The sequence below is a fragment of the Cupriavidus sp. C2SS-8b genome (genome assembly GCF_057073745.1).
On sequence record NZ_CP172717.1, the window covers coordinates 2033446 to 2048135 of the forward strand.

16 protein-coding genes are annotated in these 14690 nt (G+C 66.3%); 6 read left to right on the plus strand and 10 right to left on the minus strand.

The genetic code is table 11. The features are described 5' to 3' along the window. Positions 1-6: 6 nt before the first annotated feature. Positions 7-1140: an acyl-CoA dehydrogenase family protein gene (locus tag ACIGJB_RS26190; RefSeq protein ID WP_483732888.1), complete on the plus strand. Its 1134-nt coding sequence runs from the start codon at positions 7-9 to the stop codon at positions 1138-1140. Positions 1141-1243: 103 nt separating this feature from the next. On the opposite strand, the gene ACIGJB_RS26195 is transcribed toward ACIGJB_RS26190, so the two are convergent. From ACIGJB_RS26195 to ACIGJB_RS26220, 6 genes are all read right to left on the minus strand, one after another. Next, positions 1244-1984, minus strand: coding sequence for a GntR family transcriptional regulator (locus tag ACIGJB_RS26195; protein WP_483732889.1), 741 nt, complete (start codon positions 1982-1984; stop codon positions 1244-1246). Between the two features lie 119 nt (positions 1985-2103). Next, a complete protein-coding gene (locus tag ACIGJB_RS26200; RefSeq protein ID WP_483732890.1) occupies positions 2104-3129 on the minus strand; it encodes a Bug family tripartite tricarboxylate transporter substrate binding protein in 1026 nt (341 codons plus the stop codon). A gap of 65 nt (positions 3130-3194) precedes the next feature. After that, positions 3195-4211 carry an Ldh family oxidoreductase gene (locus ACIGJB_RS26205; RefSeq protein ID WP_483732891.1) on the minus strand — a complete coding sequence of 339 codons (1017 nt, stop codon included), beginning with the start codon at positions 4209-4211 and terminating at the stop codon, positions 3195-3197. Further along, the gene (locus tag ACIGJB_RS26210; protein WP_483734666.1) at positions 4208-5143 is read right to left on the minus strand and encodes a hydroxyacid dehydrogenase; all 936 of its coding nucleotides are present in this window, start codon (positions 5141-5143) and stop codon (positions 4208-4210) included. Before ACIGJB_RS26210 ends, ACIGJB_RS26205 begins: the two co-directional genes overlap by 4 nt. Then, positions 5143-6318, minus strand: a complete 1176-nt coding sequence (locus tag ACIGJB_RS26215; RefSeq protein WP_483712249.1) for a UxaA family hydrolase — start codon at positions 6316-6318, stop codon at positions 5143-5145. The genes ACIGJB_RS26210 and ACIGJB_RS26215 overlap by 1 nt, the downstream gene beginning before the upstream one ends. Positions 6319-6376: 58 nt before the next feature. Next, positions 6377-6658, minus strand: a complete 282-nt coding sequence (locus ACIGJB_RS26220) for a UxaA family hydrolase (RefSeq protein ID WP_483712250.1) — start codon at positions 6656-6658, stop codon at positions 6377-6379. A gap of 407 nt (positions 6659-7065) precedes the next feature. Here ACIGJB_RS26220 and ACIGJB_RS26225 point away from each other — a divergent pair, with 407 nt between their 5' ends. Together ACIGJB_RS26225 and ACIGJB_RS26230 are read left to right on the plus strand one after the other, a co-directional pair. Beyond that, a complete protein-coding gene (locus ACIGJB_RS26225; RefSeq protein WP_483732892.1) occupies positions 7066-7524 on the plus strand; it encodes a universal stress protein in 459 nt (152 codons plus the stop codon). Positions 7525-7651: 127 nt separating this feature from the next. Beyond that, a complete protein-coding gene (locus ACIGJB_RS26230) occupies positions 7652-7969 on the plus strand; it encodes a DUF1840 domain-containing protein (RefSeq protein ID WP_483732893.1) in 318 nt (105 codons plus the stop codon). 24 nt (positions 7970-7993) lie between these two features. Here the strand turns inward: ACIGJB_RS26230 and ACIGJB_RS26235 are convergent, their stop codons facing one another. Together ACIGJB_RS26235 and ACIGJB_RS26240 are read right to left on the minus strand one after the other, a co-directional pair. After that, positions 7994-8953 (minus strand): pirin family protein, encoded by a 960-nt coding sequence (locus ACIGJB_RS26235; RefSeq protein WP_483732894.1) that lies wholly within the window; start codon positions 8951-8953, stop codon positions 7994-7996. 34 nt (positions 8954-8987) lie between these two features. Beyond that, entirely contained in the window at positions 8988-9635 is a 648-nt protein-coding gene (locus tag ACIGJB_RS26240) for a TetR/AcrR family transcriptional regulator (RefSeq protein WP_483732895.1), read from the minus strand. Positions 9636-9778: 143 nt separating this feature from the next. Between ACIGJB_RS26240 and ACIGJB_RS26245 the strand changes: the two genes are divergently transcribed. Genes ACIGJB_RS26245 through ACIGJB_RS26255 form a run of 3 tightly spaced genes read left to right on the plus strand, consistent with a single transcriptional unit; the run spans position 9779 to position 12474 of the window. After that, positions 9779-10813 carry a phosphotransferase family protein gene (locus tag ACIGJB_RS26245; protein WP_483732896.1) on the plus strand — a complete coding sequence of 345 codons (1035 nt, stop codon included), beginning with the start codon at positions 9779-9781 and terminating at the stop codon, positions 10811-10813. Continuing rightward, the gene (locus ACIGJB_RS26250; protein WP_483732897.1) at positions 10813-11193 is read left to right on the plus strand and encodes a DUF6285 domain-containing protein; all 381 of its coding nucleotides are present in this window, start codon (positions 10813-10815) and stop codon (positions 11191-11193) included. The genes ACIGJB_RS26245 and ACIGJB_RS26250 overlap by 1 nt, the downstream gene beginning before the upstream one ends. Further along, on the plus strand, positions 11194-12474 hold the full coding sequence (locus ACIGJB_RS26255) for an acyl-CoA dehydrogenase family protein (protein WP_483732898.1): 1281 nt from the start codon (positions 11194-11196) through the stop codon (positions 12472-12474). 517 nt (positions 12475-12991) lie between these two features. Here the strand turns inward: ACIGJB_RS26255 and ACIGJB_RS26260 are convergent. Both ACIGJB_RS26260 and ACIGJB_RS26265 read right to left on the minus strand, forming a co-directional pair. After that, on the minus strand, positions 12992-14164 hold the full coding sequence (locus ACIGJB_RS26260) for a thiolase (protein WP_483732899.1): 1173 nt from the start codon (positions 14162-14164) through the stop codon (positions 12992-12994). A gap of 5 nt (positions 14165-14169) precedes the next feature. Next, positions 14170-14565, minus strand: a complete 396-nt coding sequence (locus ACIGJB_RS26265; protein ID WP_483732900.1) for a Zn-ribbon domain-containing OB-fold protein — start codon at positions 14563-14565, stop codon at positions 14170-14172. Positions 14566-14690: the final 125 nt, after the last annotated feature.

Here is a 14690-nt window from a genome sequence, read left to right on the forward strand (position 1 = left end):
GCAGACATGGACTTCACCTACAGCGAAGAGCAGCAGATGCTGGCGGACAGCCTGCGCCGCTTCATCGATACCGAATACACCTTCGACGCGCGCCGCAAGAGCTCGCGTGCCGGCGAGTCGCTGGACCGCAACCTGTGGAACAAGCTGGCCGAAATGGGCGTGCTGGGCCTGACCGTGCCGGCCGACTTCGGCGGCTTTGGCGAAGGCGCCGCGAGCCAGCTCGTGGTGCAGCGCGAACTGGGCCGCGGCCTGGTGCTGGAGCCGGTCACGCCGAGCGGCGTGATGTCGGCGGCGATCCTGTCGGCCTACGGCAGCCAGCAGCAGAAGGAAGCATGGCTGCCGGCCATCGCCGGCGGCGAGCGCATCGTCACGCTGGCCTATCTTGAGCCGACTACGCGCTACCGTCCCGAGACCGCGCGCGCCAGCGCCGAGCGCAGCGGCGCCGGCTACGTGCTGAACGGCACCAAGAGCCTGGTCTGGCACGGCGCCTCGGCCGATGCCTACCTGCTGACCGCGCGCATTGCCGGCAGCAACGAAGTTGCCCTGTTCCTGGTGCCGCGTGACAGCGCCGGCCTGACCGTCACTGGCTACCCAACCATCGACGGCCTGCGCGCCGCCGACCTGTCGCTGCAGAACGTCACCGTGGGCGCCGAAGCACTGGTGGGCCAGCCGGCCGACGGCCTGGCCGCACTGGGCCTGGGGATGGAGCACGGCGTGGCCGCGCTGTGCGCCGAAGGCGCTGGCGCGATGGAAAAGCTGATCGAGATCACCGGCGAGTACCTGGGCACGCGCCAGCAGTTCGGCAAGCCGCTGGGCGCCTTCCAGGCGCTGCAGCACCGCATGGCCGACATGCTGGTGCAGAAGGAATTGGCCCTGTCGATGGCCTATGTGGCCGTGCAGGCGATGGACGAAACCGATCCGGCCCGCCGCCGCCGCATGCTGTCCGCGGCCAAGGTCACGCTCGCACGTGCCGGCCGCTATGTCGGCCAGCAAGCGGTGCAGCTGCATGGCGGCATGGGCATGACCGACGAGCTGGCCGTGGGCGACTACTTCAAGCGCCTGACCATGCTCGACCAGCTGCTCGGCGACAGCGACTATCACCTGCAGCGTTTCGGCGAGGTGATGGAAACCGCGGCCTGAGGCCAGCGTCGCCACCTGCGGCGCTCCTGCGAATTAACAGGAGCGCCGTCTCGCGCGGCGAACGGGTACCGGACATTCCGGTGCGCGTTCGCCGCGCGGCACTTCAGGGCTGCGACAGCACGAACTCGTGGCTGCTGGTATCGACGCGCGAAACCCGATATTCGATGCGCTCGTCGTGATACGACGAGGCCACCCTCAGGATCTTCAGCAGCGAAGTGCCGGCCGGCACGCCGAGCAATGCCTCGTCGTCTTCATCCGCCAGCGCGGAACGCATGCGCTCCTCGGTGCGGATGATGTTGATGCCGAAGGCATCCTGGTAGAAGTTGTAGAGCGTGTTCGGGCGCTCGCGCAGCTGCTTTTCCGTCAGCGTCTTGAAACGCTCTTCCGGCACCGTAATGGCGTCGATCATGACGGGCTTGCCTTCGAGCGACAGCACGTTGGTAAAGCGGAACACGGCTGCGCCGACCGCCAGTCCCAGCGCGGCGGCTTCTTCCTTGTCCGCCTTGGCCCGGCGGAACCTGGCGAGCTGGACGGTGGGAAATTCGCGATGTCCGTCCTGCCGGACGATGCGGAAGAAGCGGAAAAAATGGTCTTCCTGCCGATGCGTGGCCACGAAAGTGCCGCGGCCCTGATGGCGAATCATGATGTTCTCCGCCACCAGTTCGTCAATCGCCTTGCGCAGCGTGCCGATCGACACGCCGAAGCGCTCGATCAGCTTGCGTTCGGACGGAATGACCTCGCCCGGCTTCCACTCGCCTTCCGCCAGTGCGGCGAGTATTGCCTGCTTCACATCCTTGTACAGGACACCGCCGATGGCGCTGCCTGCGTCAAATCTCGCGCCCACGTTAGGATCCCCTGAGATAAGCGTGCCGGGCGGCCCGGATGGCCGCGCCATGCAATTCCGATAAAACAACAAGGCCGGATGATATCAAGCTGCTGCCCGGCGGCGCCGCCCGCCCGCGCCTATTCGACCCGTATCTGCTTCTCCTCGATCAGCTTCGCCCAGCGCGTGACCTCGGTATTGAAGTACTCGTTGAACGGGGGATTCTGCGGCGCCGGCGTGAAGCCCGCCGCCACGATGCGCTCGCGCATGGCGTCGGTCTGCAGCAAGCGCCCGACCGAAGCGGCGACCTTCTCGACGATGGGCCGCGGCGTGCCCGCCGGCATCATCAGGCCCGTCCAGTTCTCGACGATGAGTTCCGGGAACCCAGCTTCGGCCACGGTCGGGACATCGGGCAGTTGCGGATGCCGCTCGCGCGTCGTGACCGCCAGCGCGCGCAGCTTGCCGCCCTTCACATAGGCGATGGATTCCGGGAAATTGGAAAACACCACGTCGAGCTGGCCACCGATAAGGTCCGTCATCGACGGCGCGCCGCCCTTGTACGGGACATGGGTAAAACTGGAGCGGGTCTGGCTTTCGAACAGTGCCATCGTCAGGTGCGGCGGCGTGCCGTTGCCGCTGGAGCCGGCATTGAGCCTGGCCTTCTGCGCGGCGGCGGCGAGATCCTTCATCGACTTGACCGGCGAATTCGCCGGCACCACTACCAGCATCGGCGACGACGCAATGCGCACCACCGGCACCAGGTCCTTCTGCATGCTGAACGGCAGCTTCGGGAACAGGGTCGCGTTGGAAGCATGCGTCAGCGTGACGGCCAGCCAGGTATAGCCATCGGCAGGCGACTTGGCGACCTGGTCGGCGCCGATATTGGCATTGCCGCCGGGCTTGTTGTCGACGACGATCGGCTTCTTCCACTCCTCCGCCAACTGGTGGCCAACCAGGCGCGCCATGATGTCGGTCAGCCCGCCGGCCGCGAACGGCACCACATAGCGGATCGGCTTGCTCGGGTAGTCATTGGCGGCCGGAGCCGGACTGCCCCCCTGTGCCGCTGCTGGCGAGGGCGCCAGCCACGCGAACGTCGATACTGCGGACAACGCTACAAGCGCGCGGGCAGCCAGCCTGAACGCCGGGCGAATCGAGCCTCGATGCATGGTGTGTCTCCGTTGGGGGGTCGCCGGCCCGCTTCCTGGCGGGTCCGTTGTCGATGGGGAATGACCTACGCTTTCACCTCCTCGCCGGCGAGCGACAGCAGTTCGGCAAGCTGTGCTTCCGGTACTTCAATGCCATGTTCCTGCGCTTCCGACTGCAGCGTGTAACGCCGCGCGCCAGGCAATCGCGTGCCCTCATCGCCCAGCATCGCCTGCAGCAGCGTCTCGACCCGTTCCCCATAGATGTCCGATCCGGCGAAGGCACCCGGATCGAGCACCAGGAACAGTTGCCCGATGCGCGGCCGGTTGCCTGCATCGGTGAAGAACGAATCCGCTTCCGCGCCAAACTGCGCGCCGGCGAGCGTAGTCACCAGCAGTTCCACCATCAGCGCCAGCATGGCGCCCTTAACGCCGCCGGCCGGCAGCATCGAGCCGCGCAGCGCCGCCTGCGCATCGGTGGTCGGCTGCCCATATTCGTCGAGCGCCCAGCCGAGCGGAATCGGCTTGCCCTGCTTGGCGGCGACCATGATCTTGCCGCGCGCCACCTCGGACAGCGACAGGTCAATCAGGACCGGCTCCTGGCCCGGCCGCGGAAACGCTGCCGCAATCGGATTGGTGCCGAACAGCGCTCGCTTGCCACCCCAGGCCGGCATCGCCGCCGGCGAATTGCCCATGGCGATGCCCACCATGCCCGCGCGGGCCACGGTATCGAGCGGCAACCCCGCGGCGCCGAAGTGATGGCTGTTGGTGACGGCCGCAACGCCCACGCCGGTATCGCGCGCGCGCCGCATGGCCTCGGCGATCGCCAGTTCGCAGGCGGGAAAGGCAAAGCCGCTCCCGGCATCGACCAGCGCCGCGCTGGCACGGACACTGCGCACCACTGGCACCGCCTGCCCGTCGACACGGTCATGACGCAGATGCCCGACGTACATCGGCACGCGCGACACGCCGTGCGAGGCCAGGCCCATGGCATCGGCCCGCACCAGCGCCGCAGCCGTGGCTTGCGCCTGCAAGTCGCTCGCTCCGGCCCGGCGCAAGGCGGACCGCGCCAGCGCTTCCAGCTGCCCCATCGGGACTCGGCTCATGACAGGGTCTCCAGCGTTTGCCGCACCTGCGCGGCGATCATCATCGACACGCGGGCATTGGCCTCGCGCGTGACGCCGCCGATATGCGGCGTCAGCACCAGGTTGGGCACGCCCGCCAGCACGCTGTCCGCGGGCAGCGGCTCGGCTTCAAACACGTCGAGCGCGGCGCCGCCCAGGTGTCCGTCGCGCAGCGCGCCGGCCAGCGCGGTCTCGTCCACGACACCGCCGCGCGCCGTGTTGATGAGCACCGCCCCGGGCTTCATGGCGGCAAGGCGCGGCGCGTTCATCAAGTGTCTCGTTGCGGCCACCAGCGGGACATGCAGGCTCACTGCATCGGACCGCGCCAGCAGCGCATCCAGTGCAACGCCTTCCACGCCAGTAGCGGACCAGACCGGATCGTTAGCGGACAACATCGGATCATGCGCCACCACCTGCATGCCGAACGCCTGCGCGAGCGCGGCGGCCTGCCGGCCAATGTCGCCGAAGCCGACCAGGCCCAGCGTCTTGCCCAGTGCCTCGCGCCCCTCCGACAGACGCGCACGGGGCCACTTGCCATCGGCCAACTCCAAGCTGCTGGCATAGGCGCCGCGCAGCAGCATCGCGGCCGTGGTCACCACGTACTCGGCCACCGAGCGCGCGTTGGCGCCCGAGGCCGGAATCACGCGGATGCCGCGGTCGCGGCACGCCGCGACATCGATATTGTCCAGCCCCACGCCGAGCCGCCCGACCACGCGCAGCGCGGGCGCGCGCGCCAGCAGCGCCGCGTCGACCTGGGTGCGGTTGCGCACGATTAGCGCATCGGCCCCGGGCAGCGCGTCGAGCAAGGCGCCGCGCTGGTCCACCCAGCCCGGCTCGTAGCGCACGTCGAAGCCGGGCGTGAGCGCCTGCACCGCGGCCGGGTCCATGAACTCGCTGATGCAGATGCGCTTCATCATGCGGACTCGTGGATGCGGGTCAGCACGAACTCGCGGTGGCCGAGCGCCTCGGCTGCCGTCCAGCGGCCATTGACCGTTGCCAGCATGCATTCGAGCAGCTTGTCGCCGGTCTGGTCCAGCGTCTGTTCGCGCTGCAACAGGCCCGAGCAATCGACGTCCATGTGCTCGCTCATCAGGCGCACGGTACGGGGATTCGCGCAGAGCTTGATGACGGGAACGATCGGGTTGCCAATGACATTGCCCTGCCCCGTCGGGAAAAAATGCACGACGTATCCGGCGGCCGCGCACAGCGTCACCATCTCGGCCGCGGCGGACGACGAATCCATGAACCACAGGCCCGGATGGGTCGGCTCCTCGGCCTTGTCGAGCACGCCGTCGACCGTGCATTTCTTGCCGATCTTCTGGATATTGCCGAGCGCCTTCTCTTCGATGGTGGTCAGGCCGCCGGCGATATTGCCCTTGGTCGGCTGGGACTCGGACAGGTCCGAGGTCTTCCAGCGGTCGATCATGCCCTGGTAGCGCTCGAACATGGCCATGAACTGGTGGCGCACGTCGTCATTGGCGCAGCGTGCCGCGACGATATGTTCGCCGCCGGTCAGCTCCGAGGTCTCGCCGAACACCAGCGTGGTGCCGAGCGGATGGAGCTTGTCGAACGCGTTGCCCACAGTCGGATTGGCGCCGCAGCCGGACGTGGTATCCGACTCGCCGCACTTGGTCGACACCCACAGGTCGCCGATCGGACATTCCACGCGATGCAGCGCGGTGGCGTACTGCACGAATTCCTTCGCCGCCTTCGAGGCGCGCATGATGGTGTCGTGGTCGCCGTGGCCCTCGATGCCGAAGCCGACCACCGGCTTGCCGGTCTTGGCGATGCCGTCGACCACGCGCTTGGTCCAGCCGTCCTCGATACCGATCACCACCACCGCGGCGACGTTCGGGTTGCTGCCCGCGCCGATCAGCGTGCGGAAGTGCAGGTCCAGGTCCGGCCCGAACTGCAGCCGGCCGTACGGGTGCGGAATCGCCATGGTGCCCTTGATGGCGACGGCCACGGCCTCGGCGGCGGCGTTGGAAAGGTCATCCAGCGGCAGGATGATGACGTGGTTGCGCACCCCCACGCGACCATTGTCGCGGCGGTAGCCCCAGAAGGTGGTGTTTTGGTCGATCACGGACATGGCGTGGCCCTCGGATTTGGAATGGATGGTGGTGGATTCGGGACGGCGGCGCGGTGGATTACCAGCGCTTGGTCTTGATGTTGTGGACGTGGGCGTGCTCGCCGGCCTTGATCGGGGCCACCACCTTGCCGATGTCGACGCCGTACTTGAAGACGGTGTCGTTGGGGGCCATGTCGCACAACGCCACCTTGTGGCCGATGGGAATCGGCTGGAGCGCCGTCACCGTGACGACCTTGTCCTCATCCATGATCCACGCATTCAGCCGGGTACCCGCCTGGATGCCTTCCACCACAGCCACCGCGACGGTGTCCTTGGCGTCATGCAGCACGACATGAATCATTTTGTTGTCTCCTGGTTGTGGGGTGGTTTGTGGGATTCATCTTAGGAGACGGTCTCGTCCATGTCAACTAGCTCATATATATGAGTTGGATGAATTGAGAATTTGACGAGAGGGTGACGCCGGGGTCAGGCCGGGCGGTCGCAAAGTGGCGCGCGCTGCATTCAGTCGCCAGCGAACGATCAAGAGAAGGACAGCGGAACATCCCCTCCACCGGCACCAGCGCCTTACTTGCCGGATACTGTTGCGTGACTGCAGTCCAGCTTTGCCGAACCGATCTCCGTTCTGCAAGGCCTCACGAACCCAGCCGGAAAAATACATCACAACGTGATATATTTTTAGCTATGGAAGGACGCTAGCGGCGCTGTGGCGCACGGCGTGCAGGCTGACGGCCATCAAGGGGAACGTCAATGCCATTGTTTTCACGCATCCTGCTTTGCTATGACGGATCACGCGATGGCCGGCGGGCCCTGCGCTACGGCGCCGATCTGGCGCGGCAGCTCGGCGCGGAGGCCCACTTGCTGGCGGTGCTCGAGCACGCTTACTGGATCCAGGGGTTCGACGCCATGGCCGGCGACGCGCAGATGGTCGAGGAACAATCGGCCCGGAGAATCCTGCGCGAAGGCGTCGACCAACTGCGGGCATGCGGCATCGAGACCACCGGGCATTTTGCGACCGGCATCCCGATTGACCAGATTGCCCGCATGGCCAATACCTTGCACGTCGACCTGATCGTGGTGGGGCACAGCCGCTGCGGCGTGCTCAAGCGATGGTGGGCGGGCAATGGCAATGGCCTGCTGCTGGACAAGGTCTCCTGCAGCGTGCTGGTGGCGATCGACCAGGGCGAGCTGGAGGACGGCGATGGCTGATGCCAGTCGTCTGCTGCGCGTAGAAGGACTTGCAAGCAGCGTGTCCACGCACCACAGCGGCAAGACGTTATGAATGACATGGGTGCTCGGTGAAACGAGCGCCGCATCCGATCAAGGAGGAACTGACATGCTGGTGACCCTTCATTCGACGGCGGCGCCGGATATCTCGATGCTGCGCGATCTGGCGCAATACCTGCTCGGCATCCTGGGCAAGCGCATCGGCGAGCGCGGCGTCATCGCGGCCGAGGAACTGCCCGAGGCCATCTGCAGGCTCGAAGCGGCGATCTCGGAAGACAAGGCGCTTCATGCCCCCGACGACGGCGCGGCTGGCCATGCCGACCGGGACGACCGCAAGCGCATCATGCTGTCACAACGCGCCTATCCGCTGCTCGACATGATGCGGGTCGCGCAACGGGAGCACGCCGACATCTTGTGGGGGGTGTGAGCCCCCTGCCGGGAACCCCGCGCGCTAGCGCCCCGGCTGCCTGATCTGCACGCCGGTGAGGTCCGGCGCCGCCAATTGCGGCGACGGGCTTCCCGTGACCTTGCCGAAGCGTGGATCGCCGTTGTTCCAGTCCCGCGCGGCCGCTTCGATTTCCGCCTGGTTGCGCGCAACGAAGTTCCACCACACCAGGATCTCCTCGCCGAACGGCGCGCCGCCGATCACCAGCAGGCGCACCGGCCCTGAGCATTGCACGTCGAGCTGCGCCCGCCCGGTGCCCAGGTAGAGCAGCGTATCGGCCGCCAGCGGCTCGCCTTCGATCCGCGCCTCCCCGCTCAGGACGAGCACGGCGTGCTCGAACCCCGCGTCAAGCGGCAACGATGCCTGGGCCGCCCCATCGGCCGTGAGGTCCAGCCCGGTCAGCGGGGAAAACACCTCGACCGGTGAAGTTTCGCCGAAAGCCGTCCCGACCAGCACCGTGACACGGAACCCGCCGTGCGCGGTGACCGGCAGCTCCGGATAGTTCCTGAACGCCGGCTCGCCATGGCGCCGGTCTTCGGGCAGGGCAATCCACAGCTGCGCCGCATGCAGGCCGCCGCCCTGCGGCGTGACGGAGTCCTCTGCGTGAGAGATGCCGTGCGCCGCCGTCATCAGGTTGACCTGACCCGGCCGGATGACCTGCTCGGAGCCCAGGCTGTCGCGGTGCATGACCTCGCCCTCGATCATCCACGTGAAGGTCTGCAAGCCGATATGCGGATGCGGACCCACGCGCAGGCCGTCGCCGGGCCCGAACACGATCGGGCCGGCATGGTCGAGGAAACACCAGGCGCCGACCATGCGGCGCTGGCGGCTGGGCAGTGCGCGATGGATCGCCAGTTCGCCGACCTCGGCCTTGCGCGTCGCGATGCGTTCCATCACGAGGTTGCCGGGGCACGGCGGGCAATCGCTGGACCGGGATACGCTGCGGTCCGCTGTGACATCACTCATGGCATTTCTCCTTGGTTCTTTCGGGACCACGCACTTACCCAAGTTCCTGCGTGATGTAGAGATAAAATCCGCGCGCCATTTCCGCCTCGAGCCTGCGGTCTGACAGCCGGTACGTACCGGACCGGTTGACCAGCGTATAGACCAGCGTCCCCACCATGGCTTGGTAGGCAAAGCGGATGCGCGTTTCCAACTCGGGCGAGGCGCCCTTTGGATGCAGCCGCGCCAGGCGCGGCACCACCAGCTCTACATAGTCCTGGTTCATGCGCTTGAGCGGGTCTTCGCCGGTAATGGCGCGCTCGATCAGCGACGCACGCAGCACGCCCTCGTTGCGGTACGCCCACATGCGGTTGTTGCGCGCGAGCGATTCCACCACCTCGCGCAACGTCATCTGCCCGGCATCGAACAGCGCGACACGCTGCTCCATCCCTTCGCGCAACTGCGCCACCAGCAAGGTCTGCAAGGCGCGGAAGTAACTCTCCTTGCCATCGAAGCGGCTGTAGAACGCGCCCGTGGTCACGCCGGCGTGGGCACAGATGTCCTGGATCGGCACCTGGTCCAGCGTGCGGTCGCGCAACAGGCGGCGTCCGGCTTCCAGCAACCGCTCCGTTGTCTTCTTGCCGCGCGAGTATCGCGGTACCGCAAATCCTTCCTGTCCTTCCAGGGGCGTAAGCGCTTGTTTCATCGTGGCCGGAATCTGTGTGTCCGTGTTTTCCCAGTGTTGACAAGCTTAACAGGCGTCTTTAGGCTTAAAAACATAATCTTGATTATGAATTCAAGGACGTGCCAACCAGCCCGCCATTGACGCCATCAGGGAGAACAACAAACGTGGAGACAACGCCTGTGCAGGCTGAGGACATGCTGTCCTCGGGCCTGCATTGCATCGCGCGCCGCATCGACGAGCGCGCAACGGGCATCACCGCCCTGCGCCGCCTGTCCGGCGGCGCCAACCAGGAAACCTGGTCCTTCAGCCTCGAACGCCCCGACGGTTCGGCGCCGATGATCCTGCGGCGCAGCCCGCCGCAATCGGCGCGTCCGGCCGGCAGCGGCTCGGCCAGCTTCACCGGCATGGCCACGGAAGCCGTTCTGATCGAGCGCGCTGCGCGGGCCGGCGTGCCGGTGCCGGTGGTGCGCGCCGTGCTCGATCCGGCTGACGGCATCGGGGACGGCTTCATCATGGATTTCGTGTCTGGCGAAACGCTGGGCGGACGCATCGTGCGCGATCCCGCGCTGGCCCATGCGCGTTCCAGGCTGGCCTGGCAGTGCGGGCATGCGCTGGGCGGCATCCATAACATCCCACACAAGGAACTGCCGCCGCTGCGCGAAGCCGCGGCCGCCGAGGAAGTGGCGAACTACCTGGCGCGGCACCGTGCCGGCGGCTCGGCCAAGCCGGTGTTCGAACTGGCGTTCCAGTGGCTGCAGCGGCATCTGCCGCCGCCTCCCGCGCGCAAGGTGCTGGTGCACGGCGACTTCCGCAACGGCAACCTGATGGTCGGCGAAGACGGCCTGCGCGCCGTGCTGGACTGGGAGCTGGCCCATCTTGGCGATCCGATGGAAGACCTCGGCTGGCTGTGCGTCAATTCCTGGCGCTTCGGTCACACCAGCCTGCCCGTGGGGGGCTTCGGCACGCGCGAGGACCTGTTCGCGGGTTACGAGGCCGGCGGCGGCACGGTGGATGCCGCGCGCGTGCATTTCTGGGAAGTCTTCGGCTCGCTCAAGTGGGGCATCGGCTGCGAGAGCATGGCGCAAGCCCCCGCCGGCGGCGCGCCACGCACCGTGGAGCGCGCGGCCATTGGCCGGCGCAGCTCCGAGACCGAGATCGACCTGCTGAACCTGCTGGCGCCGCGCCGGGGAGCACGCTGATGCAAGACACGCCCAACGCCGTTGACCTGCTGCAGGCGGTCACCGCCTTCCTGCGCAATGCCGCGATCCCGAAACTCTCCGGACGCGAAGCGTTCGATGCGCGCGTGGCCGCCAATGTGCTCGACATCGTCGCGCGCGAACTGCGCCTGGCCCCTGAGGCAAGCGCTGCCGAACACGAGCGCCTGCGCCAGCTGCTCGGCACCGACGGCACGCTCGAAGCGCTGAACCGGCAACTGTGCGAAGCGATCGCCGCCGGCCACATCGACCTGGACACGCCCGGCCTGACCGGGCATCTCTGGACTGTCACCCTGAACAAGCTCGCCATCGACCAGCCTGCCTACAGCAGCTATCGCGCGGCGTTGCAAGCCATGGAGCAATGAATGGATTTCCAGCTTCCCGCGGAACTCGTCGCCTACCTCGAAGAACTCGACCGCTTCATCGAAGCGGAGATCCAGCCGTTGCAGGCCGAGAACGACAACCAGCGCTTCTTCGACCACCGCCGCGAGTGGGCCCGCACTGACTTCGACAACCAGGGCCTGCCGCGGCCGGAATGGGAGGCGCTGCTGACCGAAGCCCGGCGCCGCGCCGACCGCGCGGGCCACCTGCGCTTCGCGCTGCCGACCGAGTACGGCGGCAAGGGCGGTGGCAACCTTTGGATGGCGGTGATCCGCGAACACCTGGCCGCCAAAGGACTGGGCCTGCACAACGACCTGCAGAACGAACACTCGATCGTCGGCAACAAGCCGTTCGTGCTGGTCATGCGCGACTATGGCACCGACGCGCAAAAAGCCTTCTTCATTCCGGGCATGCTCGATGAAACGGTCAAGCTCGCATTCGGCCTGACCGAGCCTGAACACGGCTCCGATGCCACGCACATGGCAACGCGCGCCGTGCCTGAGAAACGCAATGGCCAGGATGGCTGGCGCATCGACGGCGAAAAGATGTGGACCACCGGCATGCATACCGCCACGCACTGCGTGGTGTTCGCGCGCACCAGCGGCGAAGACGGCGACGCCCGCGGCATCACCGCGTTCCTGGTCCCGTCTGACACCGCGGGCGTGCGCGTGGAAGAGTACCTGTGGACCTTCAATATGCCGACCGACCATCCGCGCGTGAGCTTCACGGGGGTGTGGGTGCCGGCAGAGGCGGTACTCGCCAAGGCCGGCTCGGGCCTGTCCGTGGCGCAGCATTTCGTGCATGAGAACCGCATCCGCCAGGCCGCCGCAAGCCTGGGCGCGGCGGACTACTGCATCCGCGAAAGCGTGCGCCATGCGCGCGAGCGCAAGCCGTTCGGGCAGGAACTGGCGCGCAACCAGGGGATCCAGTTTCCGCTGGTGGAGCTGGCTACGCGTGCGCAGATGCTGCGCGCTTTTATCCGACAGACTGCATGGGAGATGGATCGCATGCCGAAGAAGGAAGTGGAGAAGCAGCTGTCGGATAAGGTCTCGATGTGCAACTTCACGGCCAACCGCCTGTGCTGCGAGGCCGCCGACCTGGCCATGCAGGTGCATGGCGGCATCGGCTACTCGCGGCACAAGCCGTTCGAGCATATCTACCGGCACCATCGCCGCTACCGCATCACGGAGGGTTCGGACGAGATCCAGATGCGTAAGGTGGCGGCTTACCTGTTCGGCTATATCAGGCGCGAACCGCACGCGTGAATGAAGGAACGGAGACTTTGATGAACGTCGCGGTAGGTCAATTGAAGACTGCGAGCTTTTCTGTTTTGTCGGCGCCGTCGGGCAGGGTCTCCGGTGATGAATGGCTTGTTGGCTCTTGGCAGACGCCGCTGTTTCGCCGGCGTAGCCGGCGACCTACTTTCTTGTCCGAGCGACAAGAAAGTAGGCAAAGAAACGCGTCGCTTGCCCTAACGGGCGAATATTGATCGTAGTGTGCTGAGGGTGTTGTACGGGTACTCGCTTCAGAGACTGCCTGACTGCCTGCCGCGTGGAGCGCGACCGTATGCAGGCTCTCCAACAATGATTGAACCAGCCCCGAAACTGTCCGTGGCCCGACACTGCCACCGTTATCGCATCATCGCCTTCGGCTGCTGCGCGGCTCAGTAGTCGGTTGGTCGGGGACATCATCGGCACGCCAGACCCCGCCAATAGAAACGGCGGTGGAACCAGTCACTCAGTTCCACCGCCGCCTCCCTTCTTCCTTCAAACCCGGATCGTCTTACACCGTTGCAGCGGTCCCCAGGATCGCCGTCGCCTGGCTGGACAGCGTGCCGCCGTTGCCATGAACCACGGCGACTTCCGCATTCTTGACCTGGCGATCACCGCATTCGCCACGGAGCTGGCGCACGGCTTCGATCGTGATGAACATGCCGTACATGCCCGGATGCACGCATGACAGACCACCACCGTTGGTGTTCACAGGCAGCCTGCCACCTGGCGCAATGCCGCCGCCGCTGACGAACTGGCCGCCCTCGCCCTTTGCGCAAAAGCCAAGGTCTTCCAGGAACAACAGCGTATTGATCGTGAACGCGTCATACAGTTCGGCCACGTCGACATCCGACGGCTTGAGGCCAGCCATGGCGAATGCGCGCTCGCCGGATTCCTTGGCCGCCGTGACGGTGACGTCCGGCATGCACGAGATCTGGCGATGCCACGTCGCGGTGGCGTTGCCGAGCACGTAGACCGGCGGCTTGGCCATGTCCTTGGCACGGTCGGCACGGACCATCACGTAGGCGCCGGCACCATCCGTCACCAGGCAGCAGTCGCGCACCGACAGCGGGTCCGACACCATGCGCGCATTGAGCACGTCGTCGATGCTGAGCGGATCGCGCATCTGCGCTTCCGGGTTGAGCTGCGCCCACTTGCGCGCGGCCACGGCCACTTCAGCCAGGTGTTCGCGCGTGGTGCCGTACTGGTGCATGTGGCGCGCGGCGGCCAGTGCATACGACGTGATCGGGCTCAACGGCTGGTACGGGTTTTCGTACGGCTGCGGATCGAGCACCGCGCGCACCTTGCCGATGCCGGCGCGACCCACGGTCGAGGTGCGCTGGTTGCTGCCGTAGCACACCAGCACCGCGTCGCACAGGCCGGCTTCAAGCGCCATCATGGCGGGCAGCATGTGCGAGACAAAGCTCGAACCGCCGATCATCGTGCTGTCGAGGAACTTCGGCTTGATGCCGAGGTACTCCGCCACCGGCATCACCCACATGGTGGCGCCGACGCTGGCGGTGGCGATGCCGTCGATGTCGCGCATCGACATGCCGGCATCCTTCACGGCTGCCTTGGCGGCTTCCACCAGGATTTCCATTTCAGTCTTGCCATGGGCTTCGCCCAGGCCGGCCTGGCCGACGCCAACGATGGCGACGCTGCCGCGCAGAGAAGACAGACTCATTTTGCTTAGCCCTCCACCGGATCGAACACGACGAGAGCAGGCTCGCCTTCTGCCTTGCCAGGCGCCACGCGCGCCTTGACACGCATGCCGATGCGCACGGAGGTCGGGGCGATGCCCTCGACCCGGCTCATCATGCGCACGCCTTCGTCCAGGTCGACCAGCACGATGTTGTAGTCGCCGCCGGCTTCGGGCTTGCGGCGAATCACGCTGGTGGAGTAGACCGTGCCGGTGCCTTTCGGATCGGCCCAGTCAAGCGCGTCACCGCCGCAGTGCGGACAGATATTGCGCGGGAAAAATACGTGCTTCTTGCAGTCCTGGCAGTGCTGGATGCGGAATTGGCCGGCCGCGAGCATTTCCGCGTAGACCTTGTCCGGACCCGCTGCCGCTCCTTGTTGGGGCATGGTGTCTCCTTCACAAATGATGCCGCCATGGGGCTTCCATGGCACAGCTGCCAGATTGCCGCACTATGCGCGGTGCAGCAATTCGCATCTGCCAAAGGCAGGATTCCCGAATGCGGAAATCCCCC

Excerpts from the sequence above, each read along its gene's own strand:
- ACIGJB_RS26190 (WP_483732888.1), top strand. The coding sequence starts at position 7 with ATGGACTTCACCTACAGCGAAGAGCAGCAGATGCTGGCGGACAGCCTG.
- ACIGJB_RS26200 (WP_483732890.1), bottom strand. The coding sequence starts at position 3,129 with ATGCATCGAGGCTCGATTCGCCCGGCGTTCAGGCTGGCTGCCCGCGCG.
- ACIGJB_RS26205 (WP_483732891.1), bottom strand. The coding sequence starts at position 4,211 with ATGAGCCGAGTCCCGATGGGGCAGCTGGAAGCGCTGGCGCGGTCCGCC.
- ACIGJB_RS26210 (WP_483734666.1), bottom strand. The coding sequence starts at position 5,143 with ATGAAGCGCATCTGCATCAGCGAGTTCATGGACCCGGCCGCGGTGCAG.
- ACIGJB_RS26215 (WP_483712249.1), bottom strand. The coding sequence starts at position 6,318 with ATGTCCGTGATCGACCAAAACACCACCTTCTGGGGCTACCGCCGCGAC.
- ACIGJB_RS26220 (WP_483712250.1), bottom strand. The coding sequence starts at position 6,658 with ATGATTCATGTCGTGCTGCATGACGCCAAGGACACCGTCGCGGTGGCT.
- ACIGJB_RS26225 (WP_483732892.1), top strand. The coding sequence starts at position 7,066 with ATGCCATTGTTTTCACGCATCCTGCTTTGCTATGACGGATCACGCGAT.
- ACIGJB_RS26230 (WP_483732893.1), top strand. The coding sequence starts at position 7,652 with ATGCTGGTGACCCTTCATTCGACGGCGGCGCCGGATATCTCGATGCTG.
- ACIGJB_RS26235 (WP_483732894.1), bottom strand. The coding sequence starts at position 8,953 with ATGAGTGATGTCACAGCGGACCGCAGCGTATCCCGGTCCAGCGATTGC.
- ACIGJB_RS26240 (WP_483732895.1), bottom strand. The coding sequence starts at position 9,635 with ATGAAACAAGCGCTTACGCCCCTGGAAGGACAGGAAGGATTTGCGGTA.
- ACIGJB_RS26250 (WP_483732897.1), top strand. The coding sequence starts at position 10,813 with ATGCAAGACACGCCCAACGCCGTTGACCTGCTGCAGGCGGTCACCGCC.
- ACIGJB_RS26255 (WP_483732898.1), top strand. The coding sequence starts at position 11,194 with ATGGATTTCCAGCTTCCCGCGGAACTCGTCGCCTACCTCGAAGAACTC.
- ACIGJB_RS26260 (WP_483732899.1), bottom strand. The coding sequence starts at position 14,164 with ATGAGTCTGTCTTCTCTGCGCGGCAGCGTCGCCATCGTTGGCGTCGGC.
- ACIGJB_RS26265 (WP_483732900.1), bottom strand. The coding sequence starts at position 14,565 with ATGCCCCAACAAGGAGCGGCAGCGGGTCCGGACAAGGTCTACGCGGAA.